The organism is Armatimonadota bacterium (assembly GCA_018268395.1).
Taxonomy (GTDB): domain Bacteria; phylum Armatimonadota; class Fimbriimonadia; order Fimbriimonadales; family Fimbriimonadaceae; genus JAEURO01.
Map to the genome: position 1 here is coordinate 1,037,030 of JAFDWQ010000001.1, position 24,857 is coordinate 1,061,886.

The 24,857-nt window shown below is 63.1% G+C and carries 16 protein-coding genes; 8 read left to right on the forward strand and 8 right to left on the reverse strand.

Annotation, left to right across the window (positions count from 1 at the left end; genetic code table 11):
- Window positions 1-53: 53 nt before the first annotated feature.
- From JST30_04785 to JST30_04800, 4 genes are all read right to left on the reverse strand, one after another.
- Window positions 54-3,161, reverse strand: coding sequence for a PD40 domain-containing protein (locus tag JST30_04785; GenBank protein ID MBS1713634.1), 3,108 nt, complete (start codon window positions 3,159-3,161; stop codon window positions 54-56).
- Window positions 3,162-3,196: 35 nt separating this feature from the next.
- The gene (locus tag JST30_04790; protein MBS1713635.1) at window positions 3,197-3,634 is read right to left on the reverse strand and encodes a hypothetical protein; all 438 of its coding nucleotides are present in this window, start codon (window positions 3,632-3,634) and stop codon (window positions 3,197-3,199) included.
- Between the two features lie 108 nt (window positions 3,635-3,742).
- A complete protein-coding gene (locus tag JST30_04795) occupies window positions 3,743-5,668 on the reverse strand; it encodes an S-layer homology domain-containing protein (GenBank protein MBS1713636.1) in 1,926 nt (641 codons plus the stop codon).
- Between the two features lie 258 nt (window positions 5,669-5,926).
- Window positions 5,927-7,273, reverse strand: coding sequence for a phosphomannomutase (locus tag JST30_04800; protein ID MBS1713637.1), 1,347 nt, complete (start codon window positions 7,271-7,273; stop codon window positions 5,927-5,929).
- 68 nt (window positions 7,274-7,341) lie between these two features.
- Here JST30_04800 and JST30_04805 point away from each other — a divergent pair, with 68 nt between their 5' ends.
- From JST30_04805 to JST30_04830, 6 genes are all read left to right on the forward strand, one after another.
- Window positions 7,342-7,914, forward strand: coding sequence for an RNA polymerase sigma factor (locus tag JST30_04805; GenBank protein MBS1713638.1), 573 nt, complete (start codon window positions 7,342-7,344; stop codon window positions 7,912-7,914).
- On the forward strand, window positions 7,877-9,310 hold the full coding sequence (locus tag JST30_04810) for a hypothetical protein (GenBank protein ID MBS1713639.1): 1,434 nt from the start codon (window positions 7,877-7,879) through the stop codon (window positions 9,308-9,310). Before JST30_04805 ends, JST30_04810 begins: the two co-directional genes overlap by 38 nt.
- Window positions 9,311-9,341: 31 nt before the next feature.
- Window positions 9,342-10,193, forward strand: a complete 852-nt coding sequence (locus JST30_04815) for a deoxyribonuclease IV (GenBank protein MBS1713640.1) — start codon at window positions 9,342-9,344, stop codon at window positions 10,191-10,193.
- A gap of 283 nt (window positions 10,194-10,476) precedes the next feature.
- Entirely contained in the window at window positions 10,477-12,384 is a 1,908-nt protein-coding gene (locus JST30_04820; GenBank protein MBS1713641.1) for a GAF domain-containing protein, read from the forward strand.
- 140 nt (window positions 12,385-12,524) lie between these two features.
- Window positions 12,525-12,917, forward strand: coding sequence for a hypothetical protein (locus tag JST30_04825; GenBank protein ID MBS1713642.1), 393 nt, complete (start codon window positions 12,525-12,527; stop codon window positions 12,915-12,917).
- An 87-nt stretch (window positions 12,918-13,004) separates the two neighbouring features.
- On the forward strand, window positions 13,005-13,583 hold the full coding sequence (locus tag JST30_04830; protein MBS1713643.1) for a hypothetical protein: 579 nt from the start codon (window positions 13,005-13,007) through the stop codon (window positions 13,581-13,583).
- Between the two features lie 3 nt (window positions 13,584-13,586).
- Here the strand turns inward: JST30_04830 and JST30_04835 are convergent, their stop codons facing one another.
- The 3 genes from JST30_04835 to JST30_04845 form a co-directional block, all read right to left on the reverse strand.
- Window positions 13,587-15,857, reverse strand: a complete 2,271-nt coding sequence (locus tag JST30_04835) for a hypothetical protein (protein ID MBS1713644.1) — start codon at window positions 15,855-15,857, stop codon at window positions 13,587-13,589.
- A gap of 52 nt (window positions 15,858-15,909) precedes the next feature.
- Window positions 15,910-17,529 (reverse strand): AAA family ATPase, encoded by a 1,620-nt coding sequence (locus tag JST30_04840; protein ID MBS1713645.1) that lies wholly within the window; start codon window positions 17,527-17,529, stop codon window positions 15,910-15,912.
- 75 nt (window positions 17,530-17,604) lie between these two features.
- Window positions 17,605-18,270, reverse strand: coding sequence for a redoxin domain-containing protein (locus tag JST30_04845; GenBank protein MBS1713646.1), 666 nt, complete (start codon window positions 18,268-18,270; stop codon window positions 17,605-17,607).
- Window positions 18,271-18,356: 86 nt separating this feature from the next.
- On the opposite strand from JST30_04845, the gene lipA reads away from it, so the two are divergent.
- Together lipA and JST30_04855 are read left to right on the forward strand one after the other, a co-directional pair.
- Window positions 18,357-19,250: a lipoyl synthase gene (gene lipA / locus JST30_04850; GenBank protein ID MBS1713647.1), complete on the forward strand. Its 894-nt coding sequence runs from the start codon at window positions 18,357-18,359 to the stop codon at window positions 19,248-19,250.
- Between the two features lie 56 nt (window positions 19,251-19,306).
- Window positions 19,307-23,809, forward strand: coding sequence for a hypothetical protein (locus JST30_04855; GenBank protein MBS1713648.1), 4,503 nt, complete (start codon window positions 19,307-19,309; stop codon window positions 23,807-23,809).
- Here the strand turns inward: JST30_04855 and JST30_04860 are convergent.
- Entirely contained in the window at window positions 23,781-24,854 is a 1,074-nt protein-coding gene (locus JST30_04860) for a glycosyltransferase (GenBank protein ID MBS1713649.1), read from the reverse strand. The two genes, JST30_04855 and JST30_04860, sit on opposite strands and share 29 nt — an antisense overlap.
- Window positions 24,855-24,857: the final 3 nt, after the last annotated feature.

Sequence of the window (24,857 nt, forward strand, 5' to 3'; positions counted from 1 at the left end):
TCCGGACGTTGCTCGGTCGTTCGCCTCGACACGAACTTCGTCAAGGCGACCGTTCAGCCCTTAGCGGGAATCCGCTTCAACAGCTCTTTGACGGCCGTCTCGAGCTGAGGATCCCGGTCTTCGGCGGAGTCGTTGGGGTTCCACCGGACCTCGACGTCCGGCTTCCGACCGTTCGCTTCCAGATTCTCGCCGTTGATGGCGTACGCGCCGCTGCCAGGCATCCGGATCGATCCGCCGTCCCATAGTCCGAACGCGCCCGTCCCGATCACGCCTCCGGCCGTGGTCTCACCGACGACCGGACCGAGTTTGAGTCGACGGAACCCTTCCGAGAAGATTTCGGCGTTGCTGAAGGAGTACTGGTTGGTCAAGCAAGCGGCAGGCAGCTCGAGGGCGTTGCCCCGGAAATTGTTCTCGCTGAACTTGACCCCCGGGTTGTCCCGGACCGTCCGGATCAGCCACGGCGATTTCAACATCGTGTTGAGGATGATGTGGCTCGTGAAGCCTCCTCCGTTGTAGCGGACGTCCAGCAACACGCCGTCTTTCCCGTTCAATTCGGTCTGGATCTCTCGTAGGAACACGTCCAGGCTCGGCACGTCCATGCTCTGGATATGGATATATCCGAACCGACCCTTACTGTACTGATCGACAAGTCGGCGGTTCTTCTCGACCCATGTCCGATAGAGGATGCCGGTCCGTGCGGACGGGCGCACGGGTTGGATCGTCAATGAAACCGTCCGGTCGTTGCGGGACACCGACAACGACGTTTTGCGCCCGGCTTTCTTATTGAGGAGCGTACTGAGCGGCGTCGCGGAGGACAGGGCCGTGCCGTCGACGGATTCGATCCGGTCCCCGGGCTTCAGTTCCGAATCGGGGTTCGAGGCGGGCGTTCCCTCGTACACCTCCTTGACGACGTATGCGCCCCGTGTATCAAGGGCGACCGGGTCCCATTCGACACCGAGCCATGCCGCTTCGTCACCGCCCGTCCGACCGGCTCCGGGCGCATTGGCACCGAGGTGCGACGAGTCGAGAAGCTCCATCATTTCGCCCATCAGGGCGTAGAAGTCTTCGCGGCTCTGGACCCCCGGCACGATCGCCTTGAAGTCGTCCCGGATCTGACGCCAAGGTTTGTCGTTCATGGCCGGGTTGTAGTAGAGCCTGTCCATGGCCCACCAGACTTCTTCGAAGAGTGCGGACTCCTCGGCCGCCATGTCGACCGTGTACTGGGCATTGAACGCGACGGGCGCCAGCGCGCCTGATGCGACGGTCAGGGCCGAGGGCCTCCCGGCTTGGACGACATAGACCTTTTGTCTGTTGGAAGCGGTCTCAAGGCTTCCGACAGCGCCAGTGACGGCGGTCACAGGTTTGACGGCGCCCGTGCGAAGGTCGACGGTCGCCAACTGACCGTCGACGTTGGCGTAGACGGACCGACCATCGCCGGACCACAGGCCACCGATATCGCCCGTCGCCAAGACGCGGCGACGGTCTTGAAGACCGCGCTCGACGATACGGACCGAAGGGTCTTTGGGTGTTTCCTCCTTCGGAGCGTCGATCTTGTCAAGGTCGTCTTCGGAGTACGTGACAGGCTGGGGAACGAGGTCGACGACGACGAGGGGCCGTTTGCTGTCCCGGACTTCAGAGTAGTTGACGCCTTCGACGGCCGCATAGGCTACGGCCTTTCCGTCTCCGCTGAAGACAGGTGCGGACGCTTCCTTGCCCACCATGGCGAGGAGGACCGACTGTCCGGTCTCGACGTTCACTGCTTCGATCGCGATTCCTCTCGGCTTCGCCGTGCGGTAGGCCAGCCACTTTCCGTCCGGCGACCAGTTGAAGGCTCGGTTCCCTTCGAGCGCACCGCCAAAATCTCCCTCTGCCAGTTTTTTGGCGGTGCCACCCGCAGAAGGGACGACCCTGATCTCGCGGTCGCCGACATGGAACGCGACCCATTTGCGGTCGGGTGAGACGGTCGGGCAGGTCAGATCCTTCTCATCGGTCAAGAACGTCTTGACGTCTCCTTCGACGGTGACGGTCTGCAGCGAACGTTTGGCCCCGTCCCCGGACGCGGCGAACAGGACGGTCTTGTCGTCCAGCCAGGCCGCCTGCCCGTCGTAGCGGGGCGAAGTCGTCAGACGGCGGGTCGTCCCGCCTCTCTCCGGGATCAGGAACAAGTCGCCCCGGACGGCCAGAACCGCCCGTTTCCCGTTTGGTGACACGGTGAATTCGCGGGCACCGGTCGTGAGGGAAAAGTCTTGGGACGGATCGCGCTGGCTGTCGGCGGGCGCCTCGATGTCCATCGGCGCGGCCGCGCCCGAGTTCAGGTCGACCTTCCAGATGCGGGAGTCCTTCTGAAAGACGGCTGTCCGGCCCGCAGCGTCGGCCGATGGGAGCCGGACCGTTCCGGAGGTGAACTTCGTGATCTGGCGCAGCCCCTTCCCGTCGGTCCTGACGGTCCACAAGTTCGGTGCGCCCGACCTGTTGGACACGAAGAGGAGGGTCTCCGCCCCGATATAGGTCGGGAACAGGTCGTCGTGGTCACCAGGCAGCACCATTTTGTGGTTCCTGAAGGGGACGACGTTGTCGGCGATCCAAATACGGGCTGTGTTCGAGCCCCCGTGTCCCGGTTTCCTCCAGTTTCCGGGCCCACCGCCCGTGTTGTAGACGACTTTGCTCCCGTCGGGCGAGACAGACGGATAGTATTCGACTTCGAACGGGTGGGACGTCAGTCGGACGACGTCGCCGCCGCCGGTCGGAACGCGGAACACGTCCATACGGCCGAACGAGGTCGTATAACCGTAAAGCCTGCTCCCGTCGGGAGAGACGCACAGCGGATACTCGGCCCCGCTGTCGTAGGTGATCCGCTTGATGTCGTCACCGGACGGAGCCATGGCATAGACGTCCATGGAGCCGTTCCTCGTCGACGCGAAGTAGATACGGCGGCCGTCGGGAGACCAGCGGGGGAACGTGTCGTCGGCAGGATGGACGGTCAAACGTCGCGCCGGGCCGTCTCCCGACACGGGCGCGGTCCAGACGTCGCCCTGCCAAGAGAACGCCACGGTCTTGCCGTCGGGCGACAGGCAGGGGTCCGTGGCGCGGAGGACAGGGCGTGCGGACGCCGGGACGACGACGGCGAGGGCCATCAGACAAAGCGAACTGCGACGGGACATTCCGTCGCAGTTCTACCGGATCGCGGAAGAAAAGGTCAGAGTTTCAGGTCGACGATGCCCGAGACTCCGACGCCGTCGACGGCTTTGATGTCGTTCTTGTTGGTCACGGACGAGGTCGAGACCGGGATCATGGCTCTGAGCCGGATCTCTCGGCCGAAGAGTTCGATTTCGGGGGACGCGACCGCCCGGACCTTGTCGACGTTGACTTTGGCCCCTTTGATCTGTGCGGCACCAATCGCGCTCTTTGCGCCGACGCCGATGCCGATGATCGGGACGACCTTGGTGTAGTTGGTGTCCGTGTCCTTATGGCCTGTGAGCTTGTCGAACTGTTTGTCGATGTCCGGCCCGAACTTGTCGACGGCGACGCCGACTCCGAGGATTTTGATGACTTGCTTGATCTGGCCCGTCCCGACGGCGGTGAGGCCCAAGACGGCGACGAGGGCGACGAGCGCGCGCTTACGGTTGAGTTTCATCCCTTTGATTCTGACGAAAGCGTCTTCCGACCGTGACGGCCAGGGCAAAAAAGAGGGCCCCCCGGTCCGAGGACCGGAGGGCCGTTTCGTCAAGCGTCCGTCCGAGGACTAGAACTTGAGCGAGAGCTGCGTGCCGAAGAGGCCGCCGCGGTACTTGCGGCCGCCGACCGGCGACGGGCCGAGCGGGTCGTTGCCCGAACCGACACCGAAGTCGACGTCGCTGAACTGGTAGGTGAACATCAGGCTCGTGTTCGCGCCGAGTCCATAGTTGAACCCGACGGTGTACCAGCGCATCTTGTCGTCCGGGGTCGCGCCCTGGCCGTCGAAGCGGGTGTCCTCGTAGCTGAACATCGCGCCCCAGTTCTCAGCGAGCTGGTAGTCGAGGCCGATGGTGAACGAGTTGATCTTGTCGTAGTTGGCGTAGTTGTAGCCGGCTCCGGTTTCCTTGGGCTCGTCGAACTCGCCCTTGGCCCACAGCTTCGTAGCCTTGCTCGGTTGGAACCAAAGCTTGGCGTTGAAGCCCTTGATGTTCCTCGGGCTCCACTGGTTGCCGAGGCGGCCCCAGCTGCCGGGAGCGGAGAAGAACTGCTCGACTTCGCGGTAGCCGAGACCGGCGCCCCACGTGTCAGCGGTGTAGGCACCGCGGATGTCCCAAGCCTTGTTCTTCGTGTCGAGCGCGTTGCTCGTGTTCTCGGAGAGCGTGGACTGGGAGTAGGCGCCCCAGAGGCTGAACTTGTCGAACTTGAGGTCGGCTTGACCGCCGAACACGTTCATCCTGTTCGCCGGCTGGTTGCCCGCGTCGAACGGGTTGACGTCCGCCATCCGGGTGTCGCTGTCGAACCAGAGGTACGCCAGGTTGATGCTGCCCATCTCGCCGACCGGGAAGTCAAGGGTGACGCCCAGGGTGCGGTCGATCTGGCCGGCGCCCCACGGGATCGGGTTGATCGCCACGCCGTTCGAAGTCATCGGGCTGTTGTTCGTACCACCGAGGACGTGCAGCGAGGCCTTACCGAAGTTGAAGCCGAGGATGCCGCCGTCGAAGTAGTAGTCGCCGTTGTCCCAGCGCTCGTTCTTGTAGTAGCCGGTGTAGTTCGACCTCTTGAGGAGGTACGGACCGACCTGCGCACCGACGCGACCGAGCTTAGCGTTGAAGCCCTGACCGGCGAGAGCCGAGTCGAAGGTGACGCTGGCCGTGTTGATGTACACGTCGCTCGAACCCGTGCCGAAGCCCGAGCCCATCGACTGCGTGCTCATGTTGCCGAAGGCCGTGTTGCCAAAGCCGCCGCCGAGCATGTTGTCGTGGACGAGGCTGACCTGCCACTTCGGACCTTCGGTGTTGGTACCCGTGAGGTCGAGCTGCAGGGCGTGATAGACCTGGAAGTCGCGGGTCATGCCGGAAGGCTGGCCGAAGTAGCTGCCCTCACCGACGCCGACCAGACGGTTGTCCGGGGTCATGCCGATGTTGCCGTCGGTCGAGTGACCGGCGAGCATCACGAGGTCGAAGACGCCATGGACGTCGACGGCCGGCTTGTGCTTCTCGAGCTCGGTGACGCGGTCGCCGAGGCTACCGAGGTCCTGGCGCATCTGCTTGACGTCGGCGCCAAGGCTCTTGAGTTCGGGTTCGAACTCCTTGACCATGCGCTCGACGGCGTCGAGACGGCCGCCCCAGCCCTTCATCATGTTGACGGAAGCTTCGAGGTCGTCCAGGCGCTTCTTGATCGGATTCAGGTCGACGCCGTCGCCGCCCATCATCTTCTTGAGCTCGGCGATCTGGTCGCTGAGCTCCTGATGCATGCCCATCATCTTCTTGTAGCACGCATAGGCGGCCGCAGCGAACTCGTAGCGGCTCATCGGCCTGTTGCCGTGGAACATTCCGTCCGGATAACCGACGAGACAGCCCGCTTTGTGCAGACCCTCGACAGCCTCATAGGCCCAGTGGTTCTCCGAATTGTCCGGGAACGGATCCTGAGCGAAGCCCGGAAGGGCGATGCTCGCGAGGACCGCACCCAGTGCGATTTTCAGCATTCGGTTCATTTGTGGTTTGTCTCCTGCGGTCGGAGACAGAAACGCCGTTACGGCAGACCGAATGCTCGGCGGACCCACAACTTTCCTTAAGTTCCCTGTAGGGCCAAGCGTCCAAGTGCCTTGGCGACGCGTCCTGCGTCTCGTTCCGCATACGAAGCCGGGAAACCCGACCTCGGTATCATTATCGTCCAGTTACAGGCAACTTTGCAAGGGCCTAGGCTGAAATCCTCGCAATCCTCACCCTTTCCGGGACCCTCGGCCTAACGGTCAAGCCCTGACGAGGGCGAGAAGCTCCTCCGTCTTTTCTTCGACCAAGGCCCGGTCGCCCCGCGACTCGACGTTCAGGCGAATGACGGGTTCGGTGTTCGATCCGCGTAGGTTAAATCGCCAATCCTTATACTCTACGCTCAGTCCGTCGGTCTTGTCGACGACGCCTTCGGAGGCATAGGCGGCCTCGACCCGTGCGATCGACCCGGCGACGTCGGCGACTTCAGAGTTGACCTCGCCGGAGCAGGGATAGTTCTCGATCATTTCGCCGACCAGGTCCCCGAGGGTCCGCCCCGTCGACGAGACGAGTTTCGCCACCAGGATCAAGGGGATCATGCCGCTGTCGCAGTACCAGTGTCCACGGAAGTAGTGGTGGGCGCTCATCTCGCCTCCGTATACGGCGTTTTCGGCCCTCATCTTCTCCTTGATGAACGCGTGACCCGACTTGCACATGACGGCCCTTCCGCCTGCCTGTGCGACGATCTCCAGGGTGTTCCATGTCAGCCGAGGGTCGTAGATGACCGTCCCGCCGGGTTCGTCGCCCAAGATCGCCTGAGCGAGCAGTCCGACGATGTAGTAGCCCTCGATGAAACCACCGTTCTCGTCGAAGAAGAACGCCCGGTCGTAGTCGCCGTCCCATGCCACGCCGAAGTCGTATCCGCCTCCGGCCATCGCGTCCTCGACCGGTTTCCGCGATTCCGGCAGGATCGGGTTCGGAACCCCGTGGGGAAAGTGCCCGTCCGGCTCGTACATCATCGGTGCGACCTGCAAGGGAAGTTTCGGCGTCAGCGCCTGCATCGCGACTCCGGCCGCACCGTTGCCGGCCGAGGCCAAGACTTTCAGCGGCTTTAAGGGCGCCGGGCCGACGAACCCCAGCAAATGCTCGACGAAATCGCTGTAGACGTCCTTGTCCGTCCGGGCGCCTGCACCTTTGCGCTCCCAGTCCTGGAGCTTGGTCCGTCGCTCGATGTTCTTGAGCCCGGTGTCCCCGCTGATCGGGCGGCTCTCCGAGCGGACCATCTTCATCCCGTTGTACTGGGGCGGGTTGTGGCTCGCCGTGATCATCACGCCCGCGTCGAACCCGTACCGGGCCGTCGCGAAGTAGACCATCTCGGTCCCTACCAGGCCCAGGTCGGTGACGTCGGCACCGGCGTCGTTCAGGCCGTCGGCCAAAGCGTCCAGGAGGCGAGGCCCGCTCAGCCGAATGTCCCGGCCCAGGCAGACCGACCCGGCACCGGTCTCGTCCGCCAGCGCGCGTCCGATGGCGTACGCGACCTCCGGGTTCAATTCGTCCGGGACGACGCCGCGGACGTCATAAGCCTTGAAGCAGGGGAGGAACTCGCCCATGTGTCCGGTCAAAGTACCTGAAGATCCTGTGAACGGATGAGGGGCCAGAAGGATCAAGGGTTACGAAGATGAGGGACAAAGGACTGGTGGAAAGGGTCCTCCAAGGCGACCGCCGAGCGGCGGGCCGACTTGTGGAAGAGCACTATCCGCCCATCTATAGGTTCCTGACCTTCTTGACCGGTTCCTCCGAGGAGGCCCGCGAGCTTTGTCAGGCGACGTTCGTGTCAGCAAGGCAGAACCTTGCGGGCTTCCGTTTCGAGTCCGGGCTCGGCGTCTGGATCAAGCGGATCGCGTACAACGAGTTCCTCAAGTCGAAGCGCGGCCCAAAAGTCCAGAGCCTGCACGACCTGGACGACCTCCCCGCCGATGGCGCGCTGTCCGCGGACGGGATCGTCCTTGCCCAGGCCGTCGCGTCACTGCCGGACGGCATCCGTGAAGCCTTCGTCCTTCGGGAGATCGACGAGCTGTCGGTCGCGGAAACGGCCGAGGTCCTCGGCATCGCCGAAGGGACGGTCAAATCACGGTGCCACTTGGCGAAGAAGTCGCTGAGGCGCCGGTTAGCGTCGACCTGGACCTGGTCCGAACCGACGCAAGAGGTGAACCATGCAACACAAGAAACCGTATCGGCGTGCGATCCGTGAGCTCAGGGCGTGGCGGCCGCGGGCCGGAATGTCCTCGACCTTAGCCGCGTTTGGCGCGGATACGGGCGGACGACGTCCGTCCGTCCGCACTTGGGTCGCGACTTCGGCTCTCACGGCCGTTGCGCTCGGTGCCGTCGTCCTGGTCGTCCCCACCAGGCCGGCCTATGGCATCGATCAGGTCACAGAGGCGCTCAAGAACGCTCCGAACGTGCACATCGTCATGACCGGGCCTTCGGGCGCGATGACCCAGGAAATGTGGGTGTCCGGGACGATGCGCCGCTACCGCTTCCAGAACGATTTCAAGATCCTGTACGAGTCGACCGGGATCGCCTCGACCGACTTCGTCATCGACCGCGGGTTCGATGGCGAGCGCGTCTGGGCCGTCAACCCCGGCCGGAAGTCGGCGAGCATCGCCCGGGAAGGACCGGTCGGTTTCGGTTGGAAGGACGTTCCTACCGTCGCCTCGATCGCAAGCGAGTTCGGAAGATTCGCTAAGGGCGAAGTTCTGAAGTCAGAAAGGACCGTCGGTGGCCGGTCCGAGGCCACCTACACGGACGCAAAATCCGGCTGGAAGCTCGTTATCACCACGGAGCCCGACAGGGGACGCCCTTTGAAAAGCGAGTTTCTCATGAGGGAGAAGGACGGACGTTGGACGGTCCGTTCTGCGAAGACGTACGAGTACCCGGAGTCCTTCCCGCAAGAGACGTTTTCGTTCCGTCCACCGGACGGCTACGTCGTATACGACTACGACACCATCGTCGGGGCCTTCGACAAGAACCTGTCGGGAGCAGGGCCGGCGCGGACCGTCGGCGGCGTCCAGATCCGGATCCTCGGAGCCTATCGGGAAGAGGACGGCACGGTCATGGTCGTGTGGTCGGGCGGGGCATGCCCGCCTCCAAGGGCCGTGGCGGGCGCGTTCGACTCGGACGGGAAGAGCCTGCCCGTCGATTCGATCACCGAGGGAGACGACCGGAACAGGCCGAAGAACCACGGCGTGCCGCCCAAGACGAAGCCGAAACCGGTCCCCCGCGATCAGGTCGTCGACATCGTCCGGCCGCTAGGATTCCGGAACGGGAATCCCGTGTACGGGCTGAGAGTGTTCATGCCGGGAACGACGTTTTTGGAACGTGGTACCGATCCGAAACCGCCCGCCGTTCCGAACAGGGCCGTGGATCTCACCGTGGTGTTGCCCGTTTGCAGGAAGATCACACCGAAGGTCGTCCGCCCGGCGAAAGGTTGGATCAAGTTCCGCGTCGACGGCGAGCAGGTCGGGACGGCCACGTTTGAGGTCACCGCCCGGCCGATCGACCGGTTCTGGCGGCTGCTAAAGTTGCTCGACCCGGCGCACTCTCCGAGCATGGGCGCCGTACCGCTCTCGAAAGTGCAGAAACCCTAGCGGCTCCTCGCGGGCATGGTACACACCGTCCATGCCCGCAACCTTGATCGGAGCGCACATGCCCACGGCCGGAGGACTGGACAAGGCCGTCCGGCGCGGCAAGGACATCGGTTGTACGGCCGTCCAGGTCTTCACGTCGAGCCCGCAGCAATGGAAGGCCAAGGAGGTCACGGACGAAGCGGCGGAAGCGTTCCGGAACGCGTGCCAGGAAACCGGCATCGGTCCTCACGTCGTCAGCCATGACAGCTACCTGATCAACCTGGCCGCTCCGGACGATGAACTCCGCGAAAAATCGGTGGCCGGTCTGACGGGCGAGATCCTCCGCTGCCACAAATATGGGATCCGGTGGGTGGTCAGCCACATGGGGGCCCACATGGGCCAAGGCCTCGACGTCGGTCTGAAGCGTGCCGCAGAGGCCGCCCTTCGGATCCTCGGGTCGACGCCTGACGATGTGACGCTCTTGATGGAGACCACGGCCGGGCAAGGAACCGTCTTGAACAGTCGGTTCGAAGAACTCTCCGAGATGATCGGACATTGCGGCGGACATCCACGTCTTGGCGTCTGCCTCGATACCTGCCACATCTTCAGCGCGGGCTATGACTTGCGTACGCCCGAAGCCTATGCCACGACGATGGACGCCTTTTCGAAGACGGTCGGATTCGACAGGCTGAAAGCCGTCCATTGCAACGACTCCAAGTTCGGTCTCGGTGCGAAGAAGGACAGGCACGAACACCTCGGTGACGGGCATTTGGGAGCCGAAGCGTTCCAGTGTCTCGTGCGCGACGACCGCCTGGCGACCGTTCCGATCCTTGTGGAAACGCCGGAAGCCGAAACGATGCACGCTGAGAACGTCAAGCGGCTCTGGAACTGGATCCCGGAATAAAAAGGCCGGCTAGGCGGAGAGGACAGACCGAGCCGGCACTTGTCAGATTTTTGGTCGCGCGACCTCCCGTCTCGTCGACGGACGGGTCGGTCTACGCCCTGGTTATCCGGACAAAGGAAGAGGGCCGACCGATGCACAACGTTTGTTGTTTTCGTTATTTTTGCCCACGATTGGGACCTTCGGCCTAACGGTGATCGGCGTCAATCCCCCGTACTCCTGTCAGGGTCCTGACCTTCACCCTGAGCCGTAGCGTTTTGCACCCGAAAACCTAAAGCAGAGACTTATGGTCGAACTCGCGGTCAGGATCGCTTTAGCTACGGCTCTGTTACTCGTCTCCGGGACGACGGGCCGGCCGACGTTCGACTTGTCCTGGAAGTCGGCGGCCGTCTTCACGACGTATTCGTTCTTCGCCTTCCTGCTGGAACGCAGGGGGATGAGGAACGCCGGGGTCAGCGGTCTGGTCGGGGTGGCCGATGCGGCCGTCGTCGTGTTCTTGTTGTCTGCTACCGGGCATGCGGACACCTTCGGTTTCCTCGCCTTGTTGCCGACCGCGTACGCCGTGGCGCGGTTCGGTGCCGACGCCTTGGCCGTTTCGCCCCTTGTGGTCGCCTGGCTGTTGATCGGTGCCGGCCTCTTCGGCGGACCGGGCTGGACCCCGTCGGTCTTGATCCAAGCTTGCGGCGTGTTAGGCTTGGGCATGCTCGGAGCCCGCCGCGAGAAGACGGTGCGGATCGTCGAGTATGTCGAGACCGTCGCCGAAGGCCCGGCGTCCGAACCGATCCCGGCCGAGTTCTTCGAACTGCGCGAGAAGTACAGGACATTGCGGCAACACGCGTCCGAGATCGAGCGTCGTTCCAAGCGCGACCATGTCACGGCGAGGCTCGTCGGCGGCAATCAAGCCGAGGGTCTGAGCCTTGCGTCGTTGGCGAACAGGTTGCGGGAGATCTTCGGGGTCGAAGGACTGACGCTTTACGCCCTTGACGACTCGCTCGACCTCTTGGTCGTCCGTGCGGCTTCCGGCGACGTCCCTGTCGCGGTGAGCGACTCGTCTTTCCCCGTCCCGGAGTTCGTCAGCGAGTGGCAGCTCCGCGACCGGCTCACGGACGCGGTCAAAGCCCTGAAGACTCCGGAAAACGCCCAGCAGACCGCGACCGTGGTCCTCAAGGACTGTGGCCGGATCGTCGGACTGTTGGCGCTCTTCGACGGTGTCAAGACCAAGGTTTCCGATGCCGCCGAGTCGGCGCGCGACGCCTCAGAAGCGATCGCCAGGTTCTTAAAGGGCGCTACGGCCCGGGACCGCGAGACCAAGCGTCTCCGGCAGTCCGAGCTTCTTTACATGATCGCGAGCACGGTCCACGGCGCCGAGACCGCGACGACCCTGAGCCACCGCATCGCTCGGGAAGTCTGGGAGTCGTTAGCCGTCGACCATCTGTCCATCGAATTCTTCGGACATCGCGGCGCCCGGTCCGTCCAAGGCAGCGCCTTCCCGCTCATCGCCTCGATGTCGTTCGATGAAGGCACAGGACTGGAGGGATGGAAGTCGTCGGGGGGCCCCGAAATCGTCATCGACGACGCAAGACAAGACGACCGGGCGCCCCGCGAGACGGCCCTGAAGCACCGAATCGGCAGTTTCTTCGCCGTACCGGTCCGGCACGATGGCGAGACGGTCGGCATCATCACGACCGGGACGCACCGGGCCCAGGGCGTCGACGCCGATGCAATTGAAGCCGTGCGGATCGTCGCGGCCGAGCTCGGTCAAGCCTATGGCAGGGCCGAAGGGTCGTCTCCGGGGCCTGGAGGGCTTGCGACGCCGATCGAGTTCCATGAGGCGGTCAAGGACGCGGACGAGGGCTTTTTCGTGTACCTCGATGTCCTAAAGCGCGACGAGTCGGTCGAGGCGTTCGGGCGGGTGGCGGTCGACAAGGCCGTCCGTCGTCTGGCCCACCGTCTGCGCTCCCTGTTGCCTTCCGGCGGGCTGCTCTGTCGCCGACCCGAAGGAGACTTCGTCGCGTTCTTACGGACGTCGAACGAGGAAGAGGTCCGTCACTGGGCCGCCCAAGCCGGGGTCGCCGCTTCGATGGTGACGTTGGACTCCTTGGACGGAAAGACCAAGATCCCGATGGCCGTCCGGGCGAAAGTCGCTCTCTTCGCCCCGCATTCCCACCGGATTTCTAGGGAGGTAAGGCGTTAGTGGCCCAATTCAGTAAGTTTCCTGGCCAGCCTCTCCCCCGCCATGCTGATAAAGTATCGGCAACAGTCGAAGGCCGGGAGGTCGCCGCGAGAACGGCGTTGGCCGCCTCCATGCATGGACTTCGACCTCAAAGGACGACCATGGAGGCTTACGACTGGCAGGGGACATTGGAGGCGTGTCAGATCACGCTCCGTCTGGACCCGGATCACTTGGGTGCATTGGAGACGTTGGCGCAGGCCCAATGGTTCGCCGGTCGTTACAACGACGTCATCTCGACCACGAGCCGCCTTCTCCGGTTGAACCCGTTGGAGCCCGGCTACCGTTACACGCGTGGGATGGCCCATTTGAGCAACGGCGACCTCGCCCTCGCCCAACAAGACTTCCGGACGGCCTTGGCCCAAAGCGACAATGCCGAGTTCAGGGCCCAAGTCGCGTCCTCGATGTCGGCGCTAGAGGAATGGATCACGAACCTTCCCATGCGGTCGTCCCGTTTCGGCTCGGCACTGGTCAGCCCTCTCGGGCGACTTAACTGACAACAGGCACAATCCCCGGGCCCCCGCGAAGCCCCGGACGGCTCTCGAACGTGTAGACTGTCGGACACCGTCCGTCACGAGGAAACAATGTCGATCCGTAAAGACCCTGCCATCGATGTCCTCCGGCTCTTGGAGAACCTCAAGACGTTGGCCCAGCGCCCGCGACGGGCCTTGGGCGTCACCTTCGGCTATGACCCGGACGAAATGGTGATGCAGATCGAGAAGATCCGGGCTTCGTTGCCGCGAGAGGTCAAGGACGCCGCCACGATCGCCAAGGAGACCGACCGGATCCTCGAGTCGGCGAAAGAAGAGGCGGACCGGTCCGTCGATCAAGCCGGTTCGCAAGCCCAGCGCATACTGGCCGAGGCGAAAGCCGAGGCCGAGAGGATCGTCACCCAGGCCAAGCTCCAGCAGGAGCAGCTTTTGAGCGAAAGCGAAGTCTTCAAGCTTGCGAAGGCCCAAGCCGACGAAGTCCGGCACAACGCCGAGCGCGAAGCCAGCCAGATGCGCCGGGGCGCCGACAGGTATGCCCACGACGTTCTTTCGAAGCTCGAAGCCTCGGTCGGCAAGATTTTGGCCCAGGTGGAAAAGGGGCGCTCCGAACTGGAGACGGTCGAACGCGAGCCGGCCGCCGTCCCCGTCCGGGAGAAGGTCAAGGCGCTCTGACGGTCAGTCGACCGGCCCGGCCTCCCATGCGTCCAGAAGGGCCCATGCCGCCATCGCACGCGCATAGTACGAACCACATTCCGGTTCGTTGAACGGGTTCCGATTGTGCCCGGCGTGCCGTTCACGGACGGCGGCAGCGACTTCGAGCCCTTCGTCCTTAAAGCCATAGTCCATGAGCAGGACCGCGGCTTGGTATTCGAAACCGGTCATGCATTCGCCCCAATAGGGGAACGGCACTTTGGGCCTCCCGCCTCGGGGGTAGGACGCGATGAGGGTCCCTTTCTCGTCGGCCGTCGCGAACGTCCGCATGTTGTTGTAGTGGTCGCGGAAACTGCGCATAAAGTTGTGCTTGTAGACGGCGTGGACCGCGTTCCGGACGTGGTAGCCGTCGAACAACGTCCCCAGTCCGACACGGTTGGCCTTGTACTGCCCCACTAACTGGTCGACAAGGCATCCGCGACCGATCTGGAAGACCGGTTCTTTCTTGTCGAGCTCTCCTCCCAATGACGACAGTTCGGCGGGCTTGGCCTCCGGCACCTCGACCCTCTGCTCGTAATACTCGCCGTTATAAAGGTTCTTGTCGACCCAGTCCCGACCGGTCTTCCGCAGGGCGTCGAGCTGTTCGGCCGTAGCGTCGTCACCGACGGTCCGGGCCATCTTCGCGACCGCCGCCATCGCGGCGTGGTAGTAGCTCGTGCACATCGGGTTCGGGCCTACGAACTCGACGTCGTACGTGTTGTGCTGATAACCCTCCATGACGCCGTCCTTGTCCGCGTCCCATCCGCCCGGGAGCCAAGCGTATTCGAGCATCTTCTTGGCCACGGGGTAGTACGTCCGGAGCCAAGCGAGGTCGCCGTCCTTGAGAAACTGCTGGTAGACGCGTACGATCAGGCCCATCTGACCGTCGGCTGCGGCGGCACCCCAGGACTGCTGGGCCATGGGGAGGGTCAACCGGAACCGCTCTGCGCCTATCGGAGTCATCCCGTTTTTCAGGTGGGACTCCAGCATGCTGCGATGGAGGTCGGGAAAGAGGTTGACCGTCGCTTCCTCGTAGTTCCAAACGTGGGTGCACGAGCCGTGACAGCATCCAGACTTGGACCCGCAGCCTTCCGAGGCCATGAACGTCCCGTCTTCGATACGGAAGCACGTGTGGGAGTTCAGGGTCGCGAGGTTGAACAGCGCCGCCTCCTTTAAGGCGGTAGGGACCTTTCTTGCGACCACGGAGTCCGTGAACTTGGCCGTCCGGGCCTTGAGGCCGGCCAACTGGGGCAGGACACTCATGGCCACGTCGGTCGCGTCGCGGAACAACGTCGCATAGTGGTTCCTGACGAGTTCGCCGTCCTTCCCTTTCCAGTCCCAGCCGTACTCCTTCATGTTCCGCCAAGGGAAGTGCCAGGCGATCAAGAGCCGCACCGACTTCTTCTCTTTCGGACCGACGCGGAACAACGAGTGGACCGAACTGTCCCATGTGTCGCTGGGGCTGGGAGGGCACGGTTCCGGGCCGAGATCGTCCTCGATGTATCCCTTGGCGAGCAACTCGTCGATGATGCCGAGCTGCTCTCCGTTCCAGCCCCGGTCCCGGAAAGCCCACCGACGTGCGGTCCGGACGTCGGAGCCGTCGGACAGCGCGACGAGCGTCCCGTTTTGGGGCGACGCCAGGTCTCGGGCCTTAGACCAGGCCATGCCTTTCCAACCGGCCACTTCGACGATCTCGGTCACGTTGTCCTTCAGATCGAAAACGACTCCGTCGCACCCGATGATGTTCGAGGCCAAGAACGAGACGGACGCGTCCAAACCCTCGTTCGTTTGATTCGTAACAGTGATGGTCAGGAGGCCGAACGGAAGCGACGATGATGCGGTGTCTCCCGGGATCAGAGGGTTGAACGCTTCGACTTCGACGGACAGCGGTGTCGCGGGATCGGAAAGCTTGAGGCGACCGAACGGGTACGTCGCCTCGAACGAGACGTCTCGGAACCTCGGGACTCCTGCGAGCACCTCCTCCTGGCCGCTGTTGTTGGCCCGACCGTAGACCAGGTCGCCTTCGAGGATCCGGAGTTTGGCGCTTTCGTCCTTGGTGTCGGCACGGCGCGTCCAAAGCGCCAAATGGCTGTACATCGGCCTCCAACCGCGGTTCGGCCTGCTCATGAGCTGCCAGTCGGTCAGGCGTCCTCTTCCATCGATGCCGAAGAACCCGGTCCCGATGCCTCCGATCGGCATCATCACTTCTCGCAGACTCTCGCCCTTATAGGCCCGCAACACCTTCCAATCGGCCATAGCCGATTGTGAGCCTCCGGGCGTCCCGCTGTAAAGCGTCGGAGGTTGTCTTTTAGGCGAGTCGGACGGGCAAGACGCGGATCCTGCGCTGCGGGTCGTTCCCGACGCTTTCGCTGGCCAACCGTTTGTTTTCGACGATCTGGTGCTGGATTTTCCGGATGCGGGCGTCCTGTGGGTTCAATTCGAGCGGCCTGCCCGTATGGATCACGGTCGCGACGGCTTCTTGCGCCTCTTGGATCGCGGCGGCTTCCCGGTCCGTGTCGTGACCGCCGCCCCGTAAGAGGTCTTCCAAGGCCGCCGAGATCTGTGTGAACGTGTTGGACTTGACCACGAACGTCGGAACGGGCCGTTGCAGGTCGCGGAGCTTGGCGGGCTTGGCCTGCGCGGTGGAGCGGATCGCGATCACGGCGTCGGCTTGTCCGATGTCGTTCGTGATCACGACCGGGAACTTCCGCTCGCGGATGGCCCTTTCGAGCCGCGTCCGGGCGATACCGTAGGGAAAGACCCTGAGGACAGGCTTCAGTTTGGCGTTCGACCTGTCCTCCGTGGGAGCGCGGTCCCTCGTCGTCCTTGGTCTCGAGGGCTGCTGGAGTTGGTCGGGTTCGGTCGCTCGCTTCGAGAGGGCCGGGAAGCGTTCGTTGAACCCAGGTTCGTCGATGTCTTGAGTCTCTTCCCTCTGGACGACTTCGACCATTCCCGAACCTGTCCGGACGCGGATCTCCGGACGGGGCTGGACTCCTCGCAACATCAGGTCCACCGTCTTCTGGACATCGTGGTGGACCGCGAGCTTATCGTAATCGATCAGTTCGATGACGACGTCGAACGTCGGCGGTGCCTTGCGCTCGAGAACCGTCTTTTGAGTTCCTCGCCGACGGGCTTCGTCGTCGGAGAGCGTAACGGCTTGGATCCCGCCGATGAGGTCGCACAACGACGGGTTCAACATCAGGTTTTCGAGAGTCTGACCGTGGGCTGTCCCGATCAATTGGACGCCGCGTTCGGCGATGGTCCGGGCCGCTTCGGCTTCGGCCGCGTTACCGATCTCGTCGATCACGACGACTTCCGGCATGTGGTTTTCGACCGCCTCGATCATGACCGCGTGTTGGAAGCTCGGATTGCGCACTTGCATCCTGCGGGCGGCACCGATCGCGGGGTGGGGTACGTCCCCGTCGCCACCGATCTCGTTCGACGTGTCGACGATGACGACCCGACGGTTGACTTCATCGGCAAGGACGCGTGCGACTTCACGGAGCTTGGTCGTCTTTCCGACTCCGGGCCGCCCTAAGATCAGAAGCGACTTGCCCGATCGGACGATGTCGTCGATGATGTCGATCGTGCCCTCCAGGGCCCGACCGACGCGGCACGTCAGACCGATGACCTTACCCACCCGGTTCCGGATGCACGAGATGCGGTGCAAGGTCCTTTCGATCCCGGCCCGGTTGTCTTCACCGAACTCGCCGATGTTCTTCACGACCCACTCGATGTCGTGTTCGCTCACGGTGACGCCAGGCCAGCGTTCGACGCTGTCCTTGTACCGCGCCTCGGCAGGTCGGCCATAGTCCAAGACCACTTCCACGAGACCGTTCAGGTGGGGATTGGTCAGGAGCTTTTCCCGGACGACAGGCGGGAGGATGTCAAGCAGTTGGGGGAGTCCGTCGTGTATCAAAGACACCATTGGTTCTGACGTCCGGTCGGTCGCAACCGATCCCGGAGCCGGTACCTGTTTTTCAACGGTTAATGCGTCCGAGGGTCAACCTGCCTCGTCGAACGAACAGCCGGAGCTCGGTTTCTCGGGTGCCATGGAAAGATCGATATCGATAGGTTTGATTCCTGTATACCTGGCAAGTTCGAAGTTCAGATCCTTCAACATGTCCTTGCTATAGCCCGGCCACTGTCGGAGCACCTTGCCTTCGGGGCCGATCAGAGTGGTGTACACCGAGCGCGAGGCCCGAAAGGCCTTGTAAACGGCCCCGTCACCTGCAAGGAGCATGGGATAGGGCACTTTGAAATCGTCACGGTATTTGCTGGCCACGTGGGCCGGGCCATCGATGATGCCCAAAAACGCGACCTTCCCGGAGTAGCCCTCGGCCAAGCGGTTGAAGAACGGCTGAGATTCGATGCTGCAGGGGCAACCGTCTTTCGTGAAGACGAGGACGACGGGCCCGATCTTGGTCAGGCCTTGAAGCGCGACGGTCCGTCCCTCTGGATCAGGAAGGCTGAAAGCCGGTGCGGTCTGGCCGATCTGGGCTTTCGCGTCCCGCAACATAGGTCCGGTGACCGGGTGTCGGGGCTCGTCAAGCAGGTTCGTCGTGTTCGATTCCGGGCGCGCACCGACGACTTGACCGTACAGCGCGAGCCCGACGCCTGCGAGGGCGAGGGACCCGATCAAAGCGAACGTCTTCGCAGCCCGGCCCACGAGAGCTATTGTAGTTGCACCTGAGGGCCGGTGAAAGGTCCGCACTTTGCCCGAACGGCGTCAGGCGCCGACGTTATACTGGCCTCATGGCCCAGCGGTTGCCCGACTGGCTGACGATCCGCCTCCCCCGCCCCGACTCGATCCAAGAAGTCGAAGGCATGATGCGCTCGAAGAACCTGCACACGGTGTGCGAGAGCGCACGTTGCCCGAACCTGCCCGAGTGCTGGAGCAAGAAGACGGCGACGTTCATGATCCTTGGGGACACGTGCACGAGAAGTTGCGGCTTCTGCGCGATCAAGGTCGGCAAGGGCGACGAACTCGACCCGTTCGAGCCGCTCAACGTCGCCCAGACGGCCAAGAAGATGGGCATGAAGCACGTCGTCGTCACGAGCGTCGCCCGCGACGACGTGAAGGATCAAGGCTCGGGCCAGTTCGCCCGCACGATCGAGCAGCTGCACAAGCACGTGCCGGAGATCATCGTCGAGGTCTTGACGCCCGACTTTCAAGGCAAGCGAGACCTGATCCAGACGGTCTGTGACGCCCACCCGGAGATTTACAACCACAACATCGAGACCGTCGAACGTCTCCACACGATCGTCCGGCCACAGGCACGGTACGAACGGACGATGTCGGTCCTCAAGACGGTAAAGGAGATCGACCCGACCATCTATACCAAGAGCGGGCTCATGCTCGGATTGGGAGAGACGCAGGCAGAAGTCGTCGAAACATTGAAGGACCTGCGTGCGATCGGCGTCGACGCCGTCACGATCGGTCAATACCTTCGGCCGACCATGAAGCACCTCCCTGTCGTCGAATACGTCCATCCGGCGGTCTTCAAGGAATACGAGGGGATCGGACACGACCTGGGTTTTGCGTTCGTCGCGAGCGCTCCGTTCGTCCGTTCGAGCTACAACGCGATCGCGTTCAGCGAGAAAGTGATGGGAGAACGTCTGGCGCGGGTTCAAGCCGTTCAGGCCTGATCCTTCGGGTTTCGCCGACCCAAGGCGTCCTGATGCGTCTATCCTAGTGAAAGCGCGTGGGCGTCGTCCGTTCTGCCGGGTCTTCTTTGGTCTCGTCGGCCGTTTGGTCGACGACGGTCGTCGTCGCCTTATGGGGCGCAGACACCATCGCCCGAACCTGGAAGGTCCTCCTCGCTCCTGGCGTCCCGATCTCCATGACCTACAAGGCCGAGGGCGGGACGCACGCCGTCGACGTCAGCCGGTTCGAGTGGGATCCGCGGTCGCTATCGGCGACCTTCCATGACGCCCGCTTGACGGGCCCGAAAGGCCATCGGCTGTTCGAAGCGGGTCTTGTCGCGGCGAAATACGACGACGGGCTCATCGTCGCGCAGGTCGACCGGGCGGGCATGACGGTGGAACGCAGTCAGGACGGTTCCTTTGACGTCGTTCGGGCGATCCCGGTCGGTCCGAAGGGACAGCACCCTCCGGCGTTCCAGATCAAGGCGTACCGCCTCCTGGTCCGCTACGTGGACTCGAGCAAGACTCCGACCATCGAGTCCGACGTCCGGATGGAGGACGTTACCGTGAACCAAGACTCTGGAGACTTCTGGGCGGACGCCAGACTGTCGGTCCCCGGCTTTCTCCCGACTCCGGCCCGCGCCCAAGTCGATCCGGACGGGCGGTTTTGGATGCGGGTCGAACGCATCGAGGGCGATGCGGCGCGACTCGTGCCTGTCCTCGAACGCTTTTTCGATCCCAAAGACCTCGGTCGTTTCGGTCCTGTCCGGACGAAACGCTTCATGGTCCAAGGTTCCGCCGAGATCGCCCTTCGCCCCGAGAAGGTGCCCGACGTCCGTGGCGATCTGCGGGTGAGCACCGAGCGGATCGATCTTGGGAACGCGATCGGCGGCGCATTGACGGCTTCGGTGAGCGGTTCCCTGAGCCGGGCCCGTATCGTCGGACAGCTTCGCGACGCCGGTCGTACGGTCCGATTCGACGGAGTCGCAGGAGCCGGCAGCGAACCGATCGTCGTGGGCAATTTCGAAGCACGGTTGCCGGGCAACAAGCTCTGGCCGATCGTTCCGCCCTTGCCACAGGGCGCCCAGTGGAGGAACGGAACGGCGCGCGGACGAATCGATCTGCGGGGCGAGAAAGTCTCCGCGGACGGTCGCTTGACCCTCGCTTCGGCTGGCGTACGGAACGAGCGCATCGAAGGCGCGCAGGCTCGGTTCGTCTTGTCCGACGGTTCCTTGAGCGTGGCCGTCGAGAAAGGCAGGTGGCGGGGCGGGGCGGTGACGGGTGTCTTCAAGACCGACTTGAAGACCGGAGCCCTGATCGGAGGTGCCGATTTGGGCACCGTCCCCTTGACCGCGTTCAAAAAGGAGCTGGGGGTGGAGGGCGTCACAGGTTCGGGGCGCGCCAAAGCGCTGTTCGCAGGAAAGGTCGACAAACCGGTCGTGGCCCTCGAGGCCCATGGGTCGGCCCGCTACGCACCGCGCGGCTCAGAACCATGGGACGTCGGCGCGTTCGAAGCCAGGGTCCAGTTCAATGGGACGACACTGCAGGCCCAGCGTTTGACCGTGAGCGGGCAGAGCGGCTTCCTGAGTTTCGACGGTAAGGCCGACCTGAAGTCCCAATCGGTGACGGGCGACTTTGTCGCGGGGGGCCTTCCGCTCCGAACATTGTCGCCCGACGCCCACGGGACACTGTTCGCACGGGGAGGTTTGCAGGGCACGTTTCAAAAGCCCGTGGTCTACGGGCGGGTCGAAGGGTACGGCGTCGGCATGAAGGATCTGACCGTCGCTCAGGTCGTCGTCGATGTTCAGGCCGACCGTGACACCCTGAGGGTGGCGGGTCTTCGGGCCCTGTCGGGAACGGGCAACGTGCTGGCCGAGGGAGAGGTCGCTTGGGCCACGAAGAAGATCAAAGGAAGTTTCCAGGCTTCTGACATCTCGCTATCGGAGTTTTTGGACAACGACGTACTCGGTCAAGTCGACGTCACGGAAGGCGTGTTCGGCGGAACGTACGACGATCCGACGGTCCAAGCCCGGATCGGATTGCCGCGCTTCTCTGCTTACGGCGTCATCGGTGAAGGTCTGACGGCAAGGACCACGTACCGGAACGGGGAAGCCAAGATCGAAGACGTGAAGGGCACGGTCGCGGGAGGCTCGGTTTCCGGGACCGCCTCGTTCCGTCCTGAATCCGAGAAAGGGACCGCCGAACTCTCGTTCACGGCCCTGGATCTCGGTGTGATCGGAACGCCAAGCGGCGCGCCCTCGTTGGACGGGCGATTGTCCGGAACCGTCAAGGGATTTTGGACGGGCAAGGACTGGACGGCCACGGGATCGGTCGACGCCTCACAGGTAGCGGTCAATGGCACGCCGTTCGGATCTGGCCAGATCACGGTCGACGGCCGTCCCGACATCGTGACGTTGACAGGCGAGATCGGCTCCGTCGACCGCTTTGTCAGTCTGCGCCAGTTCTCCTACGAACCCGAGTCTCAGAGGTTTTCCGCCGAGGCCACCGCCTACAACCTTCGCTTACAGGACCTCTTCTCGGCCTCTAAGCCGTACTGGGACCAAGGCTCAGCGGCCATGCCGGAGTGGCTTCAAGACGTGGACGGATCGTTCTCAGGAACGGCCTCGGTCAAGGGTGATCCGGACACGTGGACTTTGAGCGACAGCGAGTTCACGCTGAACGGGTTGATCGTCGGCGGTCGGGACGCGGGCGAACTGAAGGCGAAAGTCTCCCGGACCGGATCCAAATGGGCGGTGCCGATGCTCACATGGAAAGCCGGTGAGTCGAGCCTTACCGCTTCGGGCGAGTTCGACGAAGCGGGACCGATCAGCGGTAACGCGACGCTGACGAAGTTCGACCTCGGATGGATCCGGGCCGTCCTCCCGGACTCGCCTCCTTTGACCGGCGAAGCATCGGCGACGGCCGTGTTCGCGGGGACGAAAGACGATCCGACGGGGCGGGCGACCTTGCTCGTGACAAAGGCGGTCGTCGAGGGCGGCGAGGGTTCAAAGGCTTCGGAACCGGTCCAAGTCTTGCTGGACGACGTCTCGTTCGGCAACCGCCGGCTGACCTTGAACGGGCAAGCGACGTATCTCGGTTTCACCGGTGCTGTCTCGGGCGTCCTGCCTTACTCGGCCCTTGAACCCGACGACGGGCGCAGCATCCGAGAACCGTTATCGGCGCGTCTTGCGTTCGGCCCCCTGCCGATCTCGGAGTTCAGGGACTACTTGGCCGACATTGACGTTGACAAGTCCTCGGGCCAAGTCGAACTCTCGGCCCAGATCGATGGCTTCTGGGACAAGTTGCACGTGTCCGCCTTTGGAAAGGCTGACGCCGAAAAGCTCTATGTGAAGAGCTCCGAAGCGATGCTGAACGACGTCCATGTGACGTTTAGTCAAAAGGACCGCATCGCCGATCTGGACCTGAGCGCGAAGAGCGGACTGGGTGGAGCGGTCACGGCGAACGTCAGGGCGAACCTGGCCGACATCTTTAGCGGTCGGTTCAGTACCGACGCCCTGCTCGACGAGAGCAGCGTCCGAGGGACGGCCAAGTTCGACAACGTGGTTTGGCGTCAGAAACTCCCGGGAGCGACGACGGCGACGTCCACGGTCCTCAATGGGGCTTTGGCGATGGGGGGCCCGGTCCGTTCGCCTCGGATTTCCGGCGACCTGGACTTCGAAAAACTCGTGCTGTACCTGCCGCAAGAGTTCTCCCAGGGAGGGCCTGCGGAGTTTCCGGTCGATCCACGGTTCGACGATCTCACGGTGAGAGCCAAGTCAGGGACGAAGATCGAAACCGGAATCGGCACGTTGCAAGTCGTCGGTATCGGCAAGATCAACGGCTCGATGTCCGAACTTCAGGTCAATATGCCGCTGACCCTTGAGAAGGGCAGTTTCCGCCTGCCGAGCTCGAGGATTTCGTTGGAGCCGGGGGGCAAGATCCTTGTCAACTACGGCTCATTGGGCGGAGGCGAAGCCCTGACGAGGATCGATTTGGACCTGGAAGGACGGACGACCGTCGTGTCCCGCCTGGCCAACGGCCAGTACGAACCGTACGTCGTCAACCTTGAGATCCAAGGCAACGCGCTGGACGAGAACAACCTACGGTTCACGGCTGCCAGCGATCCGCCCGGACTTTCCCAAGAGGAGATCCTGGCCTTGATCGGTCAGCGCGACCTGATCCAGGGGCTCGCCCAAGGCGTGCTGGGCGGGTCCGGAGATTCGGACAAGCTCCGTGAGGCCCTGTATTCCGTCGCTGTGCCGAGCATCTCGCAGAACCTCACGCAAGGGATCGCGCAAGGACTGGACCTTGACTACTTCCTGGTGGACTATAACCCGTTCGACCAGTTCGTGCTCAGCGCCGGGAAGACCTTGGCCAAAGGGTTGACGCTTCACGTCACGAAGCAGCTCCAAGGAACGCAGTTCGGTCCGCCGCGATATGAAGTGAAACTCGAATACCGGCTTCCCGTACGGGACGACCTCCTCAGTCGGTTCAGGATCGGTCTCGGGTTCGACCAGAACGTGCCTTATAAGGTCACTTTAAGTTGGTCCAAGAGGTTCTGACGTCTTCGACGGGATTCCCGGCTAAGCGGTCCAAGACCGCACCCATGACCCGTTCGTTCAAGAATCCGTTCTTGAACACCCGTTCTTGCCCCGCCTCGGTGATCGCGAGCCTTCGAGGTTCGTCGGCGAGCAGGGCGACGCACTGACGGGCGCACTCGTCGGCGTCCGACCAGAAGACGGCCTCTTCTCCCTCGACGTACATCGCACCGTGCTCTGGTGTCCGTTCGGCGCAAAGGAGCGATCCGATCATGGGGATCTCCGTGCTGCGGGTCGTATGCATGTCGCGGTTCCCTTCACTGAGCAGGCCGATGCAGATCTTCGAGCACTGGATCCAGGTGGCGTACTCGTCGTCGTTGTAGACGCCGGGCGACCTCCAATACGGAACGAGCGAGTTCCACTCCTTGGCCATTTGCCACCGGTCGCCGACGATGGACAGTGGGACGCCGTGTTCCACCAGTCGGAGAAGGAACTCGTCCCGACCGGGCATCCACGTGCCTACGAAGAGGACGTCGCTGGAGTATTTACGGACGTTGACGGCCGTGATTTGCCGCGGGGCATGGGCGACCTCGTCCGCGCACATCATGATGCGCATGACTTCTTTCGCTCCCAGTGCCTTGGCCTCGGGAACGTTCAGCTCGCGGAAAACGACGACCAGATCGTATTCGGGGATCGTTTTCCGGAACAGCTTCCAAGAATATCGGTCCCTCGTTCCGAAGGGGTCGTCGATGTTGAGCACGACCGTTTTCAGCCCGGCTGAACGGCACTCCCGGACGAACTCCGGCCCAATGAACCGTCCATGGTCGACCCAGACCACGTCGAAGTCGTGCGGGGCCATGGCTTCCCATGTCTTCGCCCCGATCTCCTTTCCGATGAACATGCCACCGGTCTCGTAATGGAATTTCCAGAGATAGCCCTTGCGCGGCAAGTGTGCGGAGGGGTCGAACACGTCGACGGTGTGGCCGATGCGCCTCAACGCGTTGGCCCGATGGAGGCTGGTCCCCGAGTTGAGCCCGACGTAGGCGATGCGCAACGAAGCCTGGTCCACCAC